The organism is Ruegeria sp. CF2, assembly GCF_056537385.1.
On sequence record NZ_JBQFRL010000004.1, the window covers coordinates 1 to 21,076 of the forward strand.

A 21,076-nucleotide genomic window follows, 5' to 3' on the forward strand; every position below is an offset into this window, starting at 1 on the left:
ACCGCGTGCGTGGCAAGTGCCACGCACTGCGCTCGCGTCCAAACCGACGCCGGTAACCATCAAGCAATCTCTCAGGCTTTCGTGATGGTTGAGCGAGTAGTACAGGCAGGTCACATCACTGGTGATAGGCTCAGGTCGTCACACGCATTTCAACGCTGAGATCCGTGCCAGACGTTCTCTCAGATAGCCGGCTAGTATCTTTCAAGAAACGCCGGGAAGCGGGATAATTTTTCTAGGGCAAAATGGGATCTATCAATGCTCGAATTAGGCATACCCTGTTCTGCTGATGATCGATCCTAAAAAACAAAATGACCAGCACCCCATATGCTGGTCATTTGTCGAGTGAGCGTGTCGGCCAATGGCCTCACCGGTCGAATGTAGTGTTGCGATTACCGTACCTGAATTGAGCAAAAGGGAATATAAGGGTTTTCCCGTATTTCTGTCCGCAACTGAAGCGCTTTCGGTTGAATCCGCGGCGGACGTAACTCACGAGCGTCGTTAAAACAGCAATAGTGGTGTGCGAGCGTCTTAGTGATTCGGGTGCTTGCAGTGGCGGTCATCTGCCAGACAACCTCGACCGGAGGTCGTCCGTCGGCAGACCTCTGTTTGGTAAAAAACCGTCTTAGCCCTCCGGCGGCCTTGCGGGTCGGCTGGATCAGTTGATCGGAGAATAAAAAAGGGGCCGGTCAGTCGACCAGCCCCAGTCATTCGCGGAACCGAGGGATCAGTTCGACGCGGCCATCAGTTTGTCGTTGTGCTCGCGCAGCGAGTCCGAAACGATCGCGTACCATTCGCCGGATTCACGCATTTCGTTCAGGCCCTTGTTCAGCATGGCCAGGTACTGCTTGCCGAACGGGTTCGAACGGTGCGCGATGAAACGCAGCGACGACAGCGAGGTCACGAAGGGGTTCTCGATCAGGTCGTTCTGGTTCAGGCCCATTTCAACCATGGTGTCCGAGAACAGCTGGACCTCGAAGGTTGCAACATCTGCAGTGCCGGTCAGCACGGCATCCAGACATTCCCGCGCGGTGATCGGCTGCATCAAGGTGATGGTGTCGCCATTGATCAGACCTTGCTGTTCCAGATCGTGGATGAACCAGCCGTCCATGCGGCAGATGGTCGACCCTTTCAGCTCGTCAAAGGTGGTCGCGTTGGCAAACTGGCTTTCGGGCAGGGTGTAGAAACCGACCACGATGTCATAGACCGGGACCGACGAGTCGAACTGCGTGCAGCGCACCTCGGTTTCCCAGGACCATTCGTAGCTGCGGTTGGTGCAGTCCGGCATGTTCCATGCCATCGACACGTCGAACGCGCCCAGCGGCAGAAGGGTTTCCAGGTGCGAGTTCCAGTCGTCAACAAAGCTGACCGAATAGTCGCGGGCGTTGCCGCCCCGCTGCAACGAGGTGGTTGCCAGACGCGGGATGATACCACCGCCATTCAGCGATTCATCTGCGAAGGGCGCCCAGCCGTTACCCGTGACCAGTTTGATCGGCGGCTCATAGACGCTCGAGCGTTTCACGCTTGCAGCGCGCTGCTCTTCCGCGGCGATGATTTCCTGCGCGCTGCGGCCATTCGGCAGGCTGCCGTCTTCACAGGGCAGGGCCAGAACGATGCCCGGCTCAAGCGAGTTCGGGTTGGTGATGACGTTGCGGTTTGCGTTGAAGATCGGCTGGTAGTTCGATGTGCCGTAGGCCGCGATGGCGATGGTTGCCATCGTGTCACCGTCCTGAACCGTATAGTTGGTACAGGCCTCCTGAGCGGCGGCGGCGCCGGCGCTGAGGGCGGTTGCTGCGGTGGCTGCCGCCACCAGTTTCTTCAGATTGATTTCAAACATGTCCACTTCCTCCAGACTTTTGTTTTGTCAGACCTTTCCGGCCCTTATCCGTTTTCCATTTGGTACCGCAGAGCGGTCGAGACGATGTCGCGCCATTCGCCCGATTGCTGCATGATCGCCAGACCCTGATTGAGCGTCTCGAGGATCGCTTCCCCATCCGGATTGTCCTTGTGGGTCATGACGTTGAGCGACTTGATCGCCGCCAGGTTGGGGTTTTCGATGATCTTGTGTTCATAGCCCAGCCGACCGATGGCCTCGACGGCCAGATGCGCTTCGATGGCGACCAGGTCAGCCCGCCCGTCCATGACCGCGTGGAAACACTCGTCCGGATCGACGGGGCGCAAGATGGTGATCGCAGGCTCATAAAGACCTACAGCGTCCATGTGCGAGGTTGACCAGCCCTCGGGGCGGCAGATCGTGGTGCCGACGAATTCCGCGTAGCTGAGCGAGGTTTCGTAGCCTGAGCCATCCTTGGCGAAGAACGTATCGACCACTTCATAGAACGGGTTCGAGAAGTTGTAGGTCTCGCACCGGTTCCGGTCGCTTTCCGAAAGTGTCTCGGCTTCTTCGCAATTCGGGCGCGACCAAGGGAACGTGGCATCGAAGGCCAGGGTGGGCATCAGCAGGTCCAGATGCGACGACCAGTCGTTCACGAACTGGATCTTGTAGGCCTGTTCCGGCGCCGCCCGCAGCATCGCGGTTTCGACTAGGTTCGTGTACAGACCGCGATTGGGCAGGGCTTCGTCGGTAAACGGCGCGTAGTTGCCCCCGGTGATCAGCAACAACTGCCGGTCGCGGATCTCGGGGCGGGTGCCGTCACCGGCGTTGCGGATCAACGCGGCACCTTCTGCGCGGGCGGCCTCGATTTCCTTCTTCGCGGCTGCCTTGGCTTCGATGACAGCCTTGTCGCTGGCCTGCTGGGCCTCCGCAACGCGGGCTTCGGCCTCGGCAATGGCCTTGGCGGCACGTTCTTCCGCGGCCTTGACCAGTTCGGCTGCCATCTCGGCGGCCATGCGCTCGGCCTCGGTTTCCGGTTCAGGCGCGGCGCGGCCGACATCCTCGAGACAGGGGAAGGTCAGAACGTCGCCGACGCGGATGATGTTGGGGTTGGGCCCGATCGTGTCGCGGTTGGCGTCGTAGATGATGCGATAGTCTTCGGTCGCATAGACCTTGATGGCCAGTTCACGCAGGCTGTCGCCGCGCTGGATCTCGTAGGTCGAGCATGCCTCTTGCGCCGAGGCTGCCCCCGTTGCTGCCGCCAGGGCAATGCTGGATATGATCAGGTGTGTTCTCATGGGTCCTGTTGCTTTGCTTTTGTTATTGTCGGGCCGTTTTGATGACGGCGATTGAAATGTTGTCCTGATCCGGATCACCCTTGGCGATCAGTGCCTTGAGGAGGCTGTCGGCGATGTCCTGGGAGAGGGCCGAAGCGTTGTCCTGAAGGATGGACTGGATGTCGTGGTTGCCCAGATACTGCAGCCCGTCACTGCCGAGGATGAGGATGTCATCGGTCGTCAGTTCCAGTGCGTCTTCGGGGCAGTCGACCTTGGGGATCGCCGCGCCCATGATGACCGAGGTCAGCTGGTTGCGGTCGGGATGGGACTGCGCTTCGGCTTCGGACAGCTCCCCTCGGGTTACCTGTGCGTCGATGACCGGTGCCATCGAATGATCTTCGTTGATCTGGGACAGAACGCCGTTGCGGAACAGGTACAATGGGCTGTCGCCGATCGAGATCCAGAACACTTTGTTGCCCAGCAGCAGAACTCCCAGCAGGGTCGAGCCCATGTTGAAGCCTTGTTGCTGGTCGTCGCTGTACCCCGCCACGGCCGCGTTGGCCTGCATTGCGGCCATGGGCAGCGCATCCAGCAGCGTATTCTCCGTCAATTCCGGAGTCTCCAGAACTGCGTCGAGCACTTCGCACCAGGACTTGACCACCAGATCCGAAGCCACTTCGCCCGCGGCGTGACCGCCCATACCGTCTGCCACCACGACATAACCGGCGTTGGCGGCATCAAAGACCCGCGAGGCAACCGCGTCTTCCTGCGTGTCGCGTTGACCCTGATCCAGGATCAGTGCAATGTCATATGCCGGAGTAGCCAGCATCCGTTATGCGTCCCGCCAGTCGAAGTTTTCGTCACAGAAGGCCACGAACCGCAGCGATGTTTCGCTGATGCGGATCAGGTCGCCGCTGGACAGCGGCACGGTGCTGAGGACGGGTTTGCCGTTCAGGCGCACAAGGTTTGCCTTGCCGCCATGGCCCAGATAGCATTTGCGGTCTTCGGGGTCATAAGCAATGACGGCGTGGTTCGACCGTGAAATCCCGGTGTCGCCAAAATCCAATTGGATCGCCTGGTCATCGTTGCGGCCAATCTGCATCAGCCCTTCGGTCAGCGTGATGCTGGACCCCCGCCCGGGGCCACTGGTTACTGCCAGCCAACCGACCGGGAATGTCGCGCCTGCGGTTTCGGTCTTGGCCACCGGCGCGGCTGTTTCGATCAGTTCCTGCACATGTGTGTCAGGGCGCTCGAACCCGAGGAAGGTGGTCTTGACGCGCGACCGACGATCCGAGGCCGGCGCTTCGGCGACTTCCGGGGCGGCTTCGGGTTCTTCGGGCTCGGTGGCCACAGGTTCGGCATTTGCCGCTGCTTCGTCCGGGGCAGTTTCGATTGCAATGGGTTCCGGCAACTCGAACGGGGTCGGCGCCGAGGCCTCTTCCTCTTGGACTTCCTCCAGATCGGGTTCGGCAGTTTCGGCCATGACCGACTGGATGGTCTCTTCTTCTTCGGTTGCCGCAACGTGCAGCGTCACGACCTGTTCGGCTTCTTCCGGCGCTTCAGGCGCGGCTTCGGCTGTTTCTTCGCTCTCTGTTGCCTCTTCCACCGTCTGTTCGGTCTCGGCGAAATCGGGCATCTTCTCTTCAGGGATCAGCTCGTCGGTTTCCTCGTAGCTGTCCGTGCTCAGGTTTCCACCAGCCAGAGCCTGGCGCAGTGCATTGAAGTCCGCAATCGGCTCGGCCTTGTCTGTCGTTTCGACTTCGGGTTCCGACCCTTCGGCTTCTTTGGTTTTGCCGGCACCCTCGAGAAGCCGGCTGAGTGGGCTTTTGTATTTGAACATGGTGTCGACACCTTTTGACTACTTGCACGGGCTTAGGTGACCCGTGGGGCTGCTACGAACCTCTGCGCATGGCGCAGCGGCACTTATGAAGTTGGAAACCTGAAACACTCTTACCTTTCGCGGCGGGCCGGCCCCCACCAGGAGGGCCAAAACACGGCATCCTCCTCAGCAAACACAAACTGGCGGATCAAATACGTACCGGTATGATCACTCCTGCGCCAAAGGCATCACGGCGGTTGTTTCCGACCCGTTTCTAAGCACAACCAACCGTGCTTCGGGCTTGTTTTCGGAAACCAACGCGTTCAGCGCGGTATCCAGACTGTCGGCAGCAATCATCTCAGTTCCCGAGACAGTCTCGCGGACAAGAATGTCGCCGGTCTGCAGGCCACCTGCCGTTGCGGCCGGTGCTCCGGCAACAACCGTCTGCCATTCGGGCAAATCGGCGCCGCGGGCTTCGAACGAGTAACCGTTGGCCAGCCCGAACTCGCGGATTGCGGGCAGGGCCAGGAGGCCGTTCTGCGCGCGGGTCTGTCCGATGGGGCGATACCGCGCCGCGACACGGATATAGCCGTCAGGGTCAACCTGGAGGTTGTCCAGAACCTGTGCGGCAAGCGTCGTTCCGGCGCGCACAGGGTTGCCGTTCAGGGTATAGATCGCTGCGCCTCGCTGAACCCATTCACCGATCGTGGACATGTCCTGGTCGGCATCCACACCGGTGATGGCGATGATGTTTCCGGTCGAGGCGCGCCGCTGCGAAGTCGAGAACGGGATTTTGACATCCCAATGGGCATAGCTGACTTGGGTCTCGGCAAGATTGACCGGAGCGCTCGGTGCAACCGCCGCCACTTCGACGGGTTCTTCGGGCTGAGCCGCTTCTTCCTGTGCTTCCACCGCCGGCGGTGAGACAGCCGCGGCGGTCTGCTCGACAGGCTGGTCTTCTGCCACCTGCTGTTCTGTTTCGGTTGCTGCTGCGGTTTCTTCTGCCTTGGTCGTTTCTGGTGCGATCACTGGTTCGGCCGTCTGCGTTTCGGAAGGTTCGGCCGTTTCGGTGGGCGTCGCGGTCTGGATCGGTTCCGGGTCCGTCTCGGTCGAGCCGCCGGAAATCACGAAGAATCCACCAGCGGCCAGAATCGCGATTGCGGCGACACCCGCGATCAACTTGCCGTTGCTGCCCGATCCTTTTTGGACGACCGTGTCCACTGCCGCTGCGGGCTCGTCCTTCTGGGCAAAACTTGCCGGTCCGTCGTCGTTTTTTTCGCCGTGCCCAAGAGCCAGATCGGAATTGCCGGCCAGCAGGGCTGTTACCACCGCTTCGGCGTTTTCGCTTTCGGCCTTGATGCGGGCCTTTTCGGCCTCTTCGTCCTTGCCGTCCAAGGCGACAATTACCGAAACGGGGCGATAGGCAAAGCTGTCGAATTCGACACCGGGGCCGCGGAACATCCGCAACCAGTCCAGTGCGGATTGAAGGCGGTCGGTCGCGTGGACCTCCATGGCCTTGTCGATCGCCTCAAGGAAGCCGTCCGGGTAACCCTGGAAGCGGCCGGTGAGCGGCTGATAGGGATCTTTCTGTCCGTTGTTGAAGGCATTCAGGCGCGATTGGCCGTCGATCGGGCGCTCGCCGCTGATCGCGTGGTAGAGCGTTGCCGCCAACACATACAAGTCGCTGCTGGGACCTTGCTCCGAGCCGCGCACGTAGAACTCGTGCGGCGAGTACCCATCCTTGATCACCCGAAGCGTCAACAGGGCGGCCGATTGGTTGGCAGCCTGCTCGCGCGCGGCGCCGAAGTCGATCAGGATCGGTTCGCCGTTTTCGTCGATCAGGATGTTGTCTGGCGAAATGTCCCGATGCAGCATCCCGCTTTGGTGGATGAACGACACCGCGGACAGCATCTTTTCGGTGACTTGGACGATAAAGTCCGGGCCGGTTTCGGTCTTGGGGTCCTCGATGTAATCCAGCAGATCGCATCCGCGGATCAGGTCCATCGCGATATACGCAGTATCGTTGTCTTCAAAGACCTGGTGCACGTCGACGATATTGGGGTGGACCAGGCGAGCATGGTTGCGGGCTTCCTGAATGAACAGGTCGATGATCGCGCGCAGGTCGTCCTTGAAGGCCGGATCATTGGGTTCGACCAGGTCACCGTTGCGGCGGCACAAGGCACCCGGATAGCATTCCTTGATGACCACATCGCGTTCCAGGCTGTCACGCGCCAAATACGTGATGCCGAACCCGCCATTGCTGAGGAAGCGAAGAATTTCGTACTGGCCGCGCAGCAGCTTCGCGCCCGGTTGCAGACCTTGAATTTGAGGTTCGTCGTGCGATGCACCGACAGCCTGGTTGTGGTTCATTTCTTCCCGCCCATCATTCCAAAAACTTGCGGCCAAAGTAACCGGGCAATCAGCCCGCGAACACACAACCAACACAACCGCAGGACACTTGAGAACGGTTAGACGTTTCAAATTTGACTTTAATGGGGCCGCCTCGTGGCTTCACTGAGAACGGTTTCGGGCGCAGATCAATATATTGATACTAAAGCTGACGAAGCGCATATATGTAGTGTAGTCCGGCGAAAAAAAGGATTCAGTCCGGGCGCCAGACGACCCATGGTCCACGGATTCGAAACAATGAAATCATGATTCCAGTGTTAACGATTCGCCGCGCCGCGGCTCAATCTTTGCGGGAATGACTCAGGTTCCGGTCTTCGGAGGGGCCGAAGCGACCGTGCTGCCGGCCCACGCCAGGTTGTCGCTGAGCTGCGCCAGTATGCTGATCGCATCCTTGAGTGGCCCTTCGCCGCTCTCGAATTGAAGCAGCAGAAGCAGGTCGGTGGCCTTTTCGAACTCGCCCGGAATCCAGTCGGCTTCGGGATCGATCTCGGACCCGTTTTCCAGCCGTTCAGCAAAATCCTCGACAATTTCCTGACAGCTTTGCAGGAAGGCGGCCGGTTCGATGTCCGAACTGTCGCGCAGGTCTTCGTAAATGCTGGCGATCGCCGCCAGCCAGTCTTCGAGGATCGGGTTGTCCAGCGGCGGCAGCGCAGATTCCAGACTGGGCTGTACCGTTCTGGTGTCCGAGGCTGCGGCTTCGCCCGCGCCGGTCAATGTCTCCAAGAACGGCAGGAAGTCAGCGGCAAGGTCCTGCCGCGCAGCCTCCAGATCCGTTCGGCGGCGATGCGATGCAATTTCAAGCACCTTCTCCGCAAGGTTCTGGCCGCCGCAGGTTTCCCACAAGGCGAAGTCCGGTTCCGGCTCTTGCGCCATGGCGCGAACGGCAACTGGTGTCCCGATCGGTACGATCGCGTGGAACATGCCCGACTTCTCCTTCTCCAACCGCGACAGAACGCGATCGAGGGCGTCGCGGACAGGGGGCAGGTCCGTGTGAGTGACGGCTAGCAAGCTGTTGTCGCGCAGGTTTTGCGGGACTTGTGCCCACAAATGGCGCTCGGTCTCGCGCCAAGCGTTGGTTCCGTTCGTGCACCAGATGGCGCAATCGACGAATTTCAACAAATCAAGCGTTTGTTTGTAAGTGTCGTCCAGCGCACCGGAGCCGGGCAGGTCGAACAACGAGATTTCGCGCAGGGCAGGGGTGTTCAGCCCCACCGAGATAAAATCAGGATTGTCGGCCGCAGCCTTTTCCAGCGCGATGCCGGAATAAACCTTTGGCTCGCGATCCCACCACCCAACGGTCGTTTCAGGGGTGTCCGCATAGGTGACAATCACCAGAGGCAATTTCAGATGTTGCGGACCCGTGGGCAGGATGTCAGCTCCGGCGAGCATGTTGGCAAGACTGGACTTCCCGGCGCCGAATTCCCCTGCAAAACCGATTGAGACCGCGTTTGACAACCGCTCGGCGTGGGACTGTGCCCGCGCGCGCATGTCGTCCAACTCGGGCGTGGACGGAAGGCGTTCGGTTGCGGTCAGAAAACGGTCAAGCTGACGCACTTCCGTTTCGGTTCCGGGAAATTCAATCACTCGGCGGCCTCCGCTTGTCGTTCGTCGCTGTGTTCAGCGCCAAAGGTCGATTGCAATTCGTCCGCGATCCGGCGTGCGCGGTCGAAATCGACCTGCGCCTGGGTGCGCTCGCATGTCTCGCCCGTCGCGGTGCGGTTTTCAAGATGCCCGGCGAGCAGGGCCAAGAAATGGTCCAGAGCGGTGTTCAAGCGCTCCAGCAGGTTCTCGCGTGCGGTATCGATCAGATCATCTCCGATCATTTCGAATTCCTGCACGATCATGCGCTCGGCGCGAGAGACGACGGATTTCCGCGAAATCAGACGCGACAACCAGTTCACCCGCAACTCGACCGTAATACCCCGGGTCAGAGCGGTGGTGTCCGGACGGAACCAGCGCACGGCACTGGTGTTCATACGGCTGTCGGTCGGCTCCTGCCAGCCTGGCAGGGACCGCAGGGACGCGTTGGCCTGCATGTCGATGGCATAGAGTTCGCTGAGCATCCGCTGGCGAATGACCTGAGTCGCACCCTGCACCAGTTCGCGCATGCGTTCGCGCAACGGTGTAAAGTTCAGTTCGGTTGCGCCACCTTTTGCAAGCAACGGGGATTGCCCGTCGGGTCCGCGCACAACCGATACGACGGCTTCGGCCACGGTGTCATCCATCACACCACGCAAGTTTGCCAGAACATCATCCATGTCCCGAGTGATTTCTGCGGTTTTGTCCGATACCAGCTTGCGCAACTCGGCGAGGGTCTTGTCATTCTCGCCAGCCGCATCGTCCGAAGGTTGGCCATCTTCTTCCAGCGCGCGGAGGCGGGCCTTGCTACGCTCCAGCTCGCCCTGGGCAAAGCCGTTCAGATGTTGCCACGCCATACGCAGTTGTTCGTTGCGCGGGCCATCAGTCAGCGCGGTGGTGACATGCCGGCGCAGATCGGGCAAGCCCGAGGCGATCATCGCAGCATACCGCAGAACCGCCTCGCGGCTGATGGGGCCGGGGCCGCGTTTGATCTCTTCGACGCCGGCAAGGTATTGCTTCATCTGTTCGGGATGCGCCCGCAGCCAGGCGAGGATGTGGTCGTGGTTGACGCCGGTTTCGTCCCCTGTCAGTGCGTAATGCGCCCACTGAGCGCTGCCCATCAAAACGTCGATGCTGGACTTCCCCAGCGCCTTTTCCAACCCGTCCAAAACGTCGGCGCGCACTTTCGCCGCGTCTTCCGCACCGCCGCCCAATTCGTCGACCCTGTTGATGAAAACCACGATCTGACCCAGCTCAAGCGCCTGCATCAGCCGGAACAGTTTCAAATCGGCGCGCGACAGGGCCTGGTGTGCGGACAGAACCACCACGAAAAAGTCGGATTCCTTGAGGTACTGGCGCGAAATCTCTTCGCGGATCAACAGCGGATCATTGACGCCGGGCGTGTCGGTCACGGTCAGCGGGAACGGGAAGTGGCCCAGATCGAAATACACCTCGGCCTTGCGGGTGATGTCGCTGTACAAACCCCGGTCCGAGCCCGGATCATGTTCGGCTTCGTCGGTCGGATCATCCCCGGCACAGACATAACGGGCTAGATCATCCGAGGTCAGCTCTTCGAGGTCGTGATGCTGGCCCATCAGCTGTTCGAAACTGTCACCCAGGCGCAGACGAGCGCGGGTTTTCATCGCCTCGACCTGCTCCTCGATCATCTCGCGCTTATAGCTGTCCTCATCGTCGGGGAACATGTTGCGCAGTTCTTCGCCTTCGGCGATCAGCGCCTGCCATTGGCGGTTGTCGAAGAAATGGAATTCGGCCCCCGATGTGCGCCCGGAGGGATGTCCGAAATGCATGTCGGTGATCACGGTCGTCCACGGGTTCACGTCCGACGGCAGAAATTCTGCCTGTCCCGTAAAGCCGTTGATCAGGCGGGACTTCCCGGCCTTGATCTGCCCGACGAATGCAATCGATGGTTTCAGGCCGCTGAGATCGTCAACGATGCGAGAGATGAACTGACAGGTCTCGTCATTGCTCACCTCTTTCATTTCGCTGGCGATCCGGATCAATTCCCGGCGGTTGGTCTCACTCATAACACTACCCTAAAAACTGGTACCCAAGATTTGCTTCAAACTTAACTTCAACTGTCGCGAAAGCGGTGCCATCAGACCGACTCCCGCAGAGATTTCCACAGGTTGACGACGGCACCCAGCTTGCGCGCGTCATGTACGGCGGCGGCTGTATTGCGACCATCCCGGACCAGAGCGACACCCGCGCCCTTGCCACCTGACGGCCGCATGACGATCAGTTGCGGCTGCTCGAGCAGCCCGGCATTGTCGGTATCCCACCCCGCCAGATCCTGTGCGAACCGGGTCAACAGATCATCCGAAGGGTGAAGAGGCTGGCCATCTGCGCACACGCCATCGAACTGTTGGGTCGCACCCTGCGCACTTGTCAGCAGGCGTCCCATGGCGAACCGCTCGGCGCCGTCGAAGAAAGCCGCGGCTACGCTGGGTTCTGCACCTTCAGCGCTGTCCTGCTCTTTCGTATCCTCGACGGGATCGGGGACAACCGAAACCCGTGGCTCGGACGGTAGAACGATCTCGGCACAGGCTTTCTGCATTTCGCTGAACGTGATGCCGACGTCATCCGCCTCCAGCGGCCCGTCCGGTTTCAGAGACACCACTTCGATCGGAGGGGCGGTCGCTGCCAGGTCGGACACGAGCCGCGCCAGCTTTTCGATCAGTGCTTCGCGCGGTTCGATTTCGAAATCCAGAAGGGGGCCGGCGCTCGCCGAATAAACATCCGTGATCCGTGAGCTGTTCACCTCGATCGCCAGTATCGTTCCGTTCTGGGCGTTGAACTCCAAGCGTCTTGGAAGAACCGTTCCCCGGATCAGGTTCAGTATGCTGGCCCGCCGGGCCTCGGCCGTGTCCCCGGTCAACCGAACGGCCGGCGACAAACGGGGCGTCGCAGACCGCCCGATGTTTTCGAGCATGTCGATTATGTCTGTCGCCATCATGCCGTGACCCCCTCTGGTCCCGTCTAAACTGCGGCCGCTACCGGCCCCAGGCTGAGATGTGATTTCGTAAGCGTCAGCCCGATATTCGCGCTGTCGCGGCAGATGTAGCAGACCACGTGTTCCGGATAGGCCCGGGTCCGCATGAAGATGTGCAGCCGGTCGTTCGAAAACACCGAGATTTCCCCAAATCCCGGGTTCTCCGGATCCTGAAGTCCGGCCGAGGCCAACAGCGCTTCGAATGCTTGAACGCCCCGGCCCTGAAACAGATTTGCCACCGCAACGGCGAGGGTTTCCAAGGCTGCGCCATCCTCGGTACCGGTTGCCGACATGCCCAGAAGCATGCCCGTTTCCATGTCGACATATCCCGCTGCGATGCAGTCGGGAATGGTCTCCATGGCGGTGGTCAATGCGGCGTCAATCGTCATCTAAAGCTCTGTTATCCCTTATTAAGCCCAAAGGCGCAGCGGTTCGAAACCGTCGCGCCGCTGAGTAGCATTGCCGTTCGGGGCGGGAAACGGTTTATCGTTTCCCGCGTGTCCCTTGAGGCCCGGTTACAACACATGCCACTCCGCCCTGTCTTTCGGATTTGGCACCGGTTGAATCCTGTCCTGTTCGTCGCGCCCGGTGTGCTCGTGAGCGATCTTGTCGAACTCCTCAAGAAAGGCCTGGAACACGGCGTGCAGCCCGTCCACGTCTTGGGGAATATCTTCGCTGGCCGCGATTTCCCGCCACATCGCCGCCGCGCTGAGCGGAGCTCCTGCCGGCACGCTCAAAAGGTGTTCCAGCGAGGTTTCGCCTTCGCCGACCTGCTCACAAGGCGCTTCGGGTTCCTGGTCTTCAGGGGTTTGGGCCGCAATCAGGCCGTTCGATTCCGGCTCAGGTTCATATGTCGTGGCATCGTCACCCTGTTGCTGGGACAACAGCGAAGCGATGGACGAGACCGAGTCTTCGACACTGGGTGCCGGTGTCTCGTCCTGATCGTCCGTCGCCGGCGCGGGGGACTCGCCAACCAACCGTTCTGACAGCGTGGCCAGCAGGTCTTCGTCCTGCGCGCCTTGATCGGTGGTCTGGTCATCGCAATCTGCGACCAGCATTTCGTCGCCCTCGACGTCGAGCGTATCGTCATCGATCTCGTCAAAGTCTTCGTCGTCCAGCTGAGTCACCGCAGTCGAAGTTGCCGCGACGCTGAGCCGATCCTCTTCCTCGTCCCGGAACAAGGCCCGCAAATCGTCATCGGGCACCGGCGTCATTTCGGCGCGCAAACGGTCGGCGTCATCCGGGTTGATCCGCTCGCGTTCGGTCGACTCGCCGCGGCGCTCCACCCGGGCCGGTCGAACCGGGAAGGTTGCGATCACATCGTCCGAGTTCCGGACCGCCTCGAATCCATCATCCTGATCCAGCGGGTTGGTCAACTTGAAAGGCGCGGGCTCTTCGGCTGCGGTCTGGCGATCGGATCGTTCGGGACGCACCGGTTGAACCGGGGGCGTGCTGGCGAGGCTCTTGTCGATCTGGTAGCGGGCAAGTTTTTCCGCACGGCTGTCCATGATCTGCTCGGTGATCTCAAGAAAGCTGTCGATCATCTTGCCGCCGCCGCTGCGCGACCACAGCTCGGCGTCGCCCGTTTTGTCACGCGCGATGATCGCGTCACGGGCGGAAAACAGGATTGTCCGATTGAACAGGTGCCCCGCTTCGCGGTTGATGCGGCGGAGCACTTTCTGGCGGTCTTTCAGATCCAGTGCGTCCGCGCGCGTGACCAACAGAAGCGAGTTGTGCTGAAGCCGTTCCGGCAACGAAACCCACGTGGCGCGTTCGGTCTCGCGCCAGGCCTGCGTCGAGTGCGTACACCATAGCACCCCGTTGGCTTGACCTACCGCACGGCGCCAGACATCGGCCTGAATTTTGGGGTCCGAAATGCCGGGCGTGTCGATCAGGTCGACGGCCTCGAGAATGTCCGCTTCAAGATAGATGCGGATGAACTGCGCGTCGTTGACGCCCACCTTGTCCAATTCGTCCAAACCAATCGGAGAAGTGGTCCCGTCATGGCGCTGGACGTAAGCCGGTTTGTTGCCCCAACTGAACCAGACCGGCGGCAGCTGGGTGGCTGTCACCTGCGTCGGTAGGGCCTGCTTGCGCAGAAGAAAGTTCATGAGCGTGGACTTTCCGGCGCTGAACTCTCCCATCAGCGCAAAAACCGGTTTGCGGCGGGACCACTGCTCGATGCGTTCCCATGCCCGAGGAGAGACGAAGCGGATTTGTGAATCTTTTGCCATGGCTTTCTTACGCTGCTTCGTTGCTGAGGTCTTTGAGGATGTCGCCGAGGATTTCGTCACGAGATTTCTTCGGCTCGAGCCCGGCCATCAGGTCCGGTGCGGTCCCCGGTGCCTTTTCGGCCGATTGCGAGATGCTCAGAAGGGTTTCCTGCTGCTCGCGCATGAAATCCGACAGGACGGCCCGAACATTTTCCAGAACGGCTGCGATCTGGGTTTCTTCGAGATCCTTGGTGATCGAATTGGCTTCTGATGCGATCAGGCGGGTGTAGTCCGCCGCATAGGCTTCAAACCCTTTCCGGCGTTGCCACCAGCGACGCCACCATGTGCTTTGAAGGTCCAGCGCGATCGTTCTGCCAATGCCCAATGGCGGCGGTACGCGCGGCACAATGGGCGCCTCGATGCTGAATTCGCCCAAGTGGTTACCCAGAAGCTTCTGATACAGGGCCTCGACATCCGCTGCGGCTGCGGAATACAGCGCGCCGGCATCCTTGCGCATTGCGCGGGCAAAGCTGAAATAGGCAGCCTTCTGAAGGGTACGAAGCCCGGCCGGGTCGTATTGCCAGGTGCCCTGTTCGCCGTTCTGCTCGAGATGCGCGATCAACGAGTCCGTGGCACGTTTGACGAAGTTTGCCTCGGCCGAAGCCAGACGTTCCAACACCTTGTCGCGCAGGGATGTCGTCAGTGCAGCAGCTTTCTTGTCATATTCGGCCGCGACGGTGGCGATCGCATCTTCGGGTGATACGCCGTCCAGATCGCGAACAACACCGTCTCCGCCCGACAGGCTCTTGGCGACCGAGGTGGCGCGAATCTGACTTGCGATGTTGCGGGCGCGGTGACGGACCCGGTCCAGAAGGCGCGTGCCTGCGCCTTGGGCGATACGTTCGTTCATGGCCAACAGCAGGTCAGGCAGACCAGAAAGGGCCCAGATCTTGTCCAGCGATGCGGCCTGGTCGCCAAAACCGGCGGCAAGATAGAACGTGTTGAGGGCTTGGCGGGAATCGTCGGTCAGAATATCTGGGTTGCCGGTCAACGCGGCCTCGGCCCACAACGCACTGCCGAAAACAACGCTGGTGCTTGTGTCGATACCATTCTGCTTGAGCGTATCCTGAATTCGGTCGCGAATTTCGGGGACTTGCTTGACCGGGTCGGTCAGTTCGTCGATCCGGTTGACGAACAGAACAATCTGCCGGTTCTCGAACTGCGCGATGATCCGCATCAACGCCATGTCCATAGTGGTCAGCGCCTGGCTTGCCGCCAGAACCACGACGCAGACCTCCGATCCGCGCAGGCTGCGCAGAGTGATCTGTTCGCGCACCATGAACGTGTCGTTGACGCCCGGCGTGTCGCACAATTTCAGCGCGATCGGGTACTGCGGAATGTCCATGTACAATTCCGCGGCTTTGGTCACGTCGGCGAACCGGCCCGTTTTCGGGTTGATGTCCGGATCGTCTTCGTCACCCAGGCAGACATAGCGCTGGATCAGCTCTTCGTCGAAGTAATCGTATTGGTGGCTTTGGCCCAGGATCAGGTCAAAATGCTTGCCAAGGCGTTCCTCGGACTTGGCCTTCATCTGCGCGATCTGACGGCGGATGTCCTCCATCTCGTCGTCGGCGCCTGCGCGATTGGCCAGTTCGCCCAAACGGCCACCGCCGACCATAAGATTGTCCCATTCTTCCTGCTCGAAGAAGGTGAACTTGGATCTGTATTCACCGGGCATGCGGGTGTTGATGTTCAGGGTGGTCACAACCGAGGTCCACGGGTTCACATCCGACGGCAGCAGACCAGGACGACCGGCCAGAATGTTGACGATCGAGGATTTGCCCGCCTTCACCTGGCCGACGAAAGTGACGCTGGCGGTGAAGTTTTCCATACGGGTCTTGAGCGTGGCCAGCCGCGCAGTCGAGCGCGCATCCGCCACCTCTGTCAGTTGGTCGATCTGTGTCGTCAGTGCGGACATGGCTTCCGACATCGGCGCCAATGCCTCGTTTCCTACAGACAAAAGGTGGTCGTTGCGGGCCATGTTCAGCCTCCGGTTCCGGTTGCAGCGATTTGGGTATGCCCGGATTCCGTCAAACTGGCAGGCGCCATGCCTGAAAAGCTGTCGATCCGGGCGATCAGTTCGAGAGCGTTGCCCAGCATCTCGGCCTCTGTTCCGGGCGAGATGGTATCGAAGGCACGCGAATCGGCCAGCACTTCGATCGAGCTGAACCGGGTTCCATTGTCCAGGCGCGCGACCCGACGTCCGGTTGGAAATCCATTGGATTTGGCCGATGGAAGGGGCATTCGCGCATTTGCCAACAGGTATTCGTTGCCCTCATGCGTCTTCAGGGCAATGCCGAAACCTGTGTTCGGGAATTGCTGGTTGAGGTTTTTGAGCTCGCCGACAAAGCTTTCTCTTGCAAGAAAGACGACGTCTTGCTCGGTGGTAGCGGAGTTGATCTGTTCGGTCACGACTGAGACCCTTGTACTGGAGTTGAGCAAAAAACTCGTACGGTGCCGTAAAGGCGAAAAAGACTCATTAACTCCTTGGTAGACAGAATTACCTTCATCACGGTGTTATTTTGACGTGATTGAGATATTTTGGCGTTTGAAATGTGGCGCAATTATGGTGGCCGTTGCATGACAATGCCGCAACTTCAGGGTGTAATAATCAAAATAGACAGGACCGCCGGGTTTGAAACCGGGGTGTGTTTCGGCGTGCGATTTGTTTTGTCGTGATGAATTCGACTGATGTTTAGTGTTTTGTAAAATAAATGAAAAATGGAAAACCAGATCAGAGGATGAGTTCACGCCACGGCAGAAGGCGGAGGGACCGCATTGCTATTGGTTCAGTGCGGGGTTTATAAGGGTGGTCGAGACGTCCCAATGTGATCCACAACGTCAGCGAGAATTTAGCAATTTTTGAAAATTTGGGAATGTGTCCAAAAACAGAACAATTATGGCGCTTTGTTTCGCTCCGAAAACGACGGGTTTCCGCGTCAAGAAATCCATTTGGCGATAAAAATAAACCGGGAAGCCGGATGCCAAACATTCTGGCGCCGTTGCGCGGGTCGATCTTCCCCTCGCCTAGGTCATTTCCATTGTTTCCGAACGGGGGTCAATATTCCGCCGCAGACGGCAAGATTTCCTCTCGCGCTTGTCCAAAAGGTTTGTTATCAGCCCTTCCATTCGGCGCGTCGGCGCCGTGTTGCGGGTGTGGCGAAATTGGTAGACGCACCAGATTTAGGTTCTGGCGCCGCAAGGCGTGGGGGTTCAAGTCCCTCCACCCGCACCATTTTCTTTCTTACCGATCATGCTGCGTGGGCGGATGCTGAGGCGCTACAAAGACGCCGCCGCGCGGCTGGCTTGGTCATAGTGGCCGGACAGGGCCCGCAGGTCACGGGCCAGGTCCCTCAGATCCGGGCCCGACAGGTCGGTGGCTGACAGCCCCTCCAACAGGCATTGTTGGCGAACTTTCCGGTAGGCGTCGCATAGCTCTACGCCTTCCGGCGAGGTGCGGTAGAACACCTCTTTGCCACGCTTTTCCGAGGAAAGCAGCCCGGCCTTCAGCAGTTTCCGCAGGGCGTAGTTCACGGTGTGGCTGTCCTCGATGTTCAGAAGAAAGCAGATGTCGGTCAGGCGCTTGTCGCGTCCGCGGTGGTTGACGTTGTGCAAGATCAGGATGTCGAGCGGTCCCAGATCGGCCTGCCCGGCTGCGGCCATGCAACGGGTCATCCAGCGTGAGAACGCATTATAGACAATGATCAGGCCGAATTCGAGTTCGGAAAGTTCCCAGCCTTCGCCCTCGGCCAAGTGGCGAGACGAAACGATGCGGCGTGTGTCGGGGGAAGAATCGGTCATATTGCGGCCTTTTGATCTGCAAAACGCTGAGAAATTATCAGTGTTTTGGCATGAAGGGCGTGTGTTTTCAACGTGCTGACCTTTGGACTCTGCAGTGTTTTGGTCAAAACGATAACAAAACGTTGACAAATCGCAAACGTTGAGTCAGCTTCTGCGCCAGTACTCAAGCAGGGAGAGCCAAAATGAAACTGATGAAGATTGCCGGTGGCGCTGTTGCCGCGCTGGCCGGGTTGGCCATGCAGGTGCAGGCCGAGACCTGGGACATGCCGACGCCCTATCCGGACGCCACCTTCCATACCGTGAACATCCACGACTTCGCCAAGGACGTGACCGCGGCCACAGACGGCGCCCTTGAAATCAAGGTCCATTCCGCAGGTTCGCTGTTCAAGCACCCCGAGATCAGCAAGGCAGTCCGCAGCGGCCAGGTGCCCGTCGGAGAGTTTTTTCTGTCGTTGTTGGCCAATGACAACCCGGCTTTCGGCGCGGATTCGCTGCCATTCCTGGCCACCAACTATGACGACGCCCAAAAACTGTGGGCGGCACAGAAAGACGTGATCAACGCTCTGCTGGACGATCAGGGCATGATGGTGCTGTACGCCGTGCCGTGGCCGCCGCAGGGCCTTTACACCACCAAGGAAATCAACAGCGTGGATGACCTGGCGGGCCTGAAGTTCCGCACCTACAACGCCACGCTGGAAGAATTCGCCAACCTGGCGGGGGCCGCGCCCACGCAGGTCGAGGTTCCGGACATTCCGCAGGCCTTCAGCACCGGCCGGGTCGAAGCGATGATCACCTCGCCCTCGACCGGGGTGAACTCGAAGGCGTGGGACTTTCTGACCCACTACACTGACATCCAGGCCTGGATTCCCAAGAACGTGGTCGTGGTGAACAAGCGCGCCTTCCGCCGTCTGGATGACGCAACCCAAGCCGCCGTGTTGGAGGCCGCCGCCGCCGCCGAAGCCCGCGGCTGGGAGATGAGCCAGGCCGAGACCGCCACGCAGACCGCGGTTCTGCAGGAAAACGGCATCACAGTAGTGCAGCCGTCCGAAGAACTGATGGCTGGCCTGCGCGCGATCGGTGCACAGATGCTCGAGAACTGGACCGCCGAGGCCGGCGACTCGGGCGCTGCGTTGCTGCAGGCCTATCAGCAGTAAACGATCCGACCCGGCCGGGCGCGACACGTCCGGCCGCGGTTCGACAACAAGGGGAGGGGATGGCGATGCTGCGGCGCAGTCTTGATTTCATCTATCGTGCGGCCGGCGGATTGGCGGCGCTGTTCATTCTGGCCATCGTCTTGCTGGTCTTTGCGCAGGTCGGGTTGAACCTGGCCGACAAGGTCTGGGCCGCGTTGACCGGGCAGGGCGTGGGCCTGACCATCCCGTCCTATGCCGATTTCACCGGATTCTTTCTGGCCGCATCCAGCTTTCTGGCGCTGGCTTATGCGTTGCGCGCCGGAGGGCATATCCGGGTGACGCTGCTGATCGGGCGGATGCCCAAGGGGCCGCGCCGCCTGACCGAGATCTGCGTGGTGACGGTTGCCCTGGCCATGAGCGCCTATGCCACTTGGTATCTGGGCCTGCTGGTGCTGGAATCTCTGGAATATGGCGACCGCAGCCCGGGCATGGTTTCGGTGCCGTTGTGGATCGTGCAGATGCCGGTCCTGCTGGGGCTGGCCATCCTGACACTTGCCCTGATCGACGAACTTGTCGGTCTGCTGGCGGGCCGCGCGCCCAGCTGGGACGGCAAGGGCGAAAACCTTTTGAGCGAATAGGGCCAGCAGATGTCGATTGCCACGCTTTCCATCATTCTTCTTGTTCTGCTGTTCGCCTTTCTGGGGTCGGGCCTGTGGGTGGCGTTTTCGCTGCTGGGGGTCGGGATCGCGGCGATGGCGCTGTTTTCGGATGCGCCGCTGGGGCTGGTCATGGCGACCACCTTGTGGGGGCACAGCAATTCCTGGGCGTTGGCGGCGCTGCCGCTGTTCATCTGGATGGGCGAGATCCTGTTCCGCTCGCGCCTGTCCGAGGACATGTTCACCGGCCTGTCGCCCTGGATGAACCGACTGCCGGGGCAGTTGCTGCATGTGAACGTCTTTGCCTGCGGGATATTTGCGGCTGTGTCCGGGTCGTCGGCGGCCACGGCGGCCACGATCGGCAAGCTGTCGATCCCGGAACTCTCGCGCCGCGGCTATCCCGAGAAGATGATCATCGGTACGCTGGCCGGCTCGGCCACGCTGGGCCTGCTGATCCCGCCGTCGATCATCCTGATCGTCTATGGCGTGGCGACTGAGCAATCCATCGCCCGCCTGTTCGTGGCCGGAGTTCTACCGGGACTACTGCTGGTGTCGCTGTTCGTGGGTTATGTCGCAATCTGGGCGCTGATCAACCGCGCGAGCCTGCCCACCGAGGATATTCGGGCGAGTTTCGCGGAAAAACTGCGTCGCTCGCGCCGACTGGTGCCGGTGATCCTGCTGATCGTCGGTGTGATCGGCTCGATCTATGCCGGGATAGCCTCGCCCACCGATGCGGCCGCCGTGGGCGTGGTGCTGGCGCTGCTTCTGTCCTGGCGCGAGGGCACGTTGACCCGGGCCAGCTTCGTCGACGGGTTGATGGGGGCCACCGTGACCTCGTGCATGATCGCCTTCATTCTTGCAGGGGCCTCGTTCCTGACCGTGGCGATGGGCTTTACCGGCATCCCGCGCGTTCTTGCGGAATGGATCGGGTCGCTGGGCCTGTCCACCTTCACGCTGCTGGCGGCGCTGACCGTGTTCTTCGTGATCATGGGGTGTTTTCTGGACGGGATCTCGGTTGTGGTGCTGACGGCTTCGGTGATCATGCCGATGGTGATGCAGGCGGGGATCGACCCGCTGTGGTTCGGCATCTTCCTGGTGATCGTGGTCGAGATGTCGCAGATCACCCCGCCGGTCGGCTTCAACCTGTTCGTGCTGCAATCGCTGACCGGGCGCGACATCCTGCGGGTGGCGCATGCGGCGCTGCCGTTCTTCTTCTTGATGATCGTGGCGCTGGTGATCATCGTGGCTTTTCCCGGCATCGTGACCTATCTGCCGAACCAGATGTGACG

Annotated in this window: 16 protein-coding genes and 1 tRNA gene; 4 read left to right on the plus strand and 13 right to left on the minus strand. The window is 60.2% G+C overall.

Going from position 1 to position 21,076, the window contains the following annotated elements; all coding sequences use genetic code 11:
- Nucleotides 1-724: 724 nt before the first annotated feature.
- The 12 genes from ACR0IR_RS15655 to ACR0IR_RS15710 form a co-directional block, all read right to left on the minus strand.
- Nucleotides 725-1,834, minus strand: a complete 1,110-nt coding sequence (locus ACR0IR_RS15655; protein WP_170365726.1) for a transporter substrate-binding domain-containing protein — start codon at nt 1,832-1,834, stop codon at nt 725-727.
- Between the two features lie 44 nt (nt 1,835-1,878).
- Nucleotides 1,879-3,129 carry a type 2 periplasmic-binding domain-containing protein gene (locus ACR0IR_RS15660; RefSeq protein ID WP_170365728.1) on the minus strand — a complete coding sequence of 417 codons (1,251 nt, stop codon included), beginning with the start codon at nt 3,127-3,129 and terminating at the stop codon, nt 1,879-1,881.
- Between the two features lie 22 nt (nt 3,130-3,151).
- Complete coding sequence (locus tag ACR0IR_RS15665; protein WP_170365729.1) at nt 3,152-3,937, minus strand: PP2C family protein-serine/threonine phosphatase; 786 nt, start codon at nt 3,935-3,937, stop codon at nt 3,152-3,154.
- A gap of 3 nt (nt 3,938-3,940) precedes the next feature.
- Nucleotides 3,941-4,948: an FHA domain-containing protein gene (locus ACR0IR_RS15670; protein ID WP_170365730.1), complete on the minus strand. Its 1,008-nt coding sequence runs from the start codon at nt 4,946-4,948 to the stop codon at nt 3,941-3,943.
- A 207-nt stretch (nt 4,949-5,155) separates the two neighbouring features.
- Nucleotides 5,156-7,297, minus strand: coding sequence for a serine/threonine protein kinase (locus tag ACR0IR_RS15675; protein ID WP_170365732.1), 2,142 nt, complete (start codon nt 7,295-7,297; stop codon nt 5,156-5,158).
- A 339-nt stretch (nt 7,298-7,636) separates the two neighbouring features.
- Entirely contained in the window at nt 7,637-8,920 is a 1,284-nt protein-coding gene (locus tag ACR0IR_RS15680) for a dynamin family protein (protein ID WP_170365733.1), read from the minus strand.
- Complete coding sequence (locus ACR0IR_RS15685) at nt 8,917-10,959, minus strand: dynamin family protein (protein ID WP_170365735.1); 2,043 nt, start codon at nt 10,957-10,959, stop codon at nt 8,917-8,919. The genes ACR0IR_RS15680 and ACR0IR_RS15685 overlap by 4 nt, the downstream gene beginning before the upstream one ends.
- 71 nt (nt 10,960-11,030) lie before the next feature.
- Nucleotides 11,031-11,885 carry a hypothetical protein gene (locus tag ACR0IR_RS15690; protein ID WP_254441595.1) on the minus strand — a complete coding sequence of 285 codons (855 nt, stop codon included), beginning with the start codon at nt 11,883-11,885 and terminating at the stop codon, nt 11,031-11,033.
- Nucleotides 11,886-11,911: 26 nt separating this feature from the next.
- Nucleotides 11,912-12,313: a hypothetical protein gene (locus ACR0IR_RS15695; protein ID WP_170365737.1), complete on the minus strand. Its 402-nt coding sequence runs from the start codon at nt 12,311-12,313 to the stop codon at nt 11,912-11,914.
- Nucleotides 12,314-12,439: 126 nt separating this feature from the next.
- Nucleotides 12,440-14,158, minus strand: coding sequence for a dynamin family protein (locus ACR0IR_RS15700; RefSeq protein WP_170365739.1), 1,719 nt, complete (start codon nt 14,156-14,158; stop codon nt 12,440-12,442).
- 7 nt (nt 14,159-14,165) lie between these two features.
- A complete protein-coding gene (locus ACR0IR_RS15705; RefSeq protein WP_170365740.1) occupies nt 14,166-16,178 on the minus strand; it encodes a dynamin family protein in 2,013 nt (670 codons plus the stop codon).
- A gap of 2 nt (nt 16,179-16,180) precedes the next feature.
- Nucleotides 16,181-16,609, minus strand: coding sequence for a hypothetical protein (locus tag ACR0IR_RS15710; protein WP_170365742.1), 429 nt, complete (start codon nt 16,607-16,609; stop codon nt 16,181-16,183).
- A 738-nt stretch (nt 16,610-17,347) separates the two neighbouring features.
- Here ACR0IR_RS15710 and ACR0IR_RS15715 point away from each other — a divergent pair.
- Nucleotides 17,348-17,432: transfer RNA gene (locus ACR0IR_RS15715), tRNA-Leu, on the plus strand.
- Between the two features lie 44 nt (nt 17,433-17,476).
- Here ACR0IR_RS15715 and ACR0IR_RS15720 read toward each other — a convergent pair.
- The gene (locus tag ACR0IR_RS15720; protein WP_170365743.1) at nt 17,477-17,998 is read right to left on the minus strand and encodes a winged helix DNA-binding protein; all 522 of its coding nucleotides are present in this window, start codon (nt 17,996-17,998) and stop codon (nt 17,477-17,479) included.
- A gap of 182 nt (nt 17,999-18,180) precedes the next feature.
- Here ACR0IR_RS15720 and ACR0IR_RS15725 point away from each other — a divergent pair, with 182 nt between their 5' ends.
- From ACR0IR_RS15725 to ACR0IR_RS15735, 3 genes are all read left to right on the plus strand, one after another.
- The gene (locus ACR0IR_RS15725; RefSeq protein ID WP_170365744.1) at nt 18,181-19,152 is read left to right on the plus strand and encodes a TRAP transporter substrate-binding protein; all 972 of its coding nucleotides are present in this window, start codon (nt 18,181-18,183) and stop codon (nt 19,150-19,152) included.
- A gap of 65 nt (nt 19,153-19,217) precedes the next feature.
- Nucleotides 19,218-19,769, plus strand: coding sequence for a TRAP transporter small permease (locus ACR0IR_RS15730; RefSeq protein ID WP_367647296.1), 552 nt, complete (start codon nt 19,218-19,220; stop codon nt 19,767-19,769).
- A 9-nt stretch (nt 19,770-19,778) separates the two neighbouring features.
- The gene (locus tag ACR0IR_RS15735) at nt 19,779-21,074 is read left to right on the plus strand and encodes a TRAP transporter large permease (RefSeq protein WP_170365746.1); all 1,296 of its coding nucleotides are present in this window, start codon (nt 19,779-19,781) and stop codon (nt 21,072-21,074) included.
- The last annotated feature ends 2 nt before the right edge of the window (nt 21,075-21,076 follow it).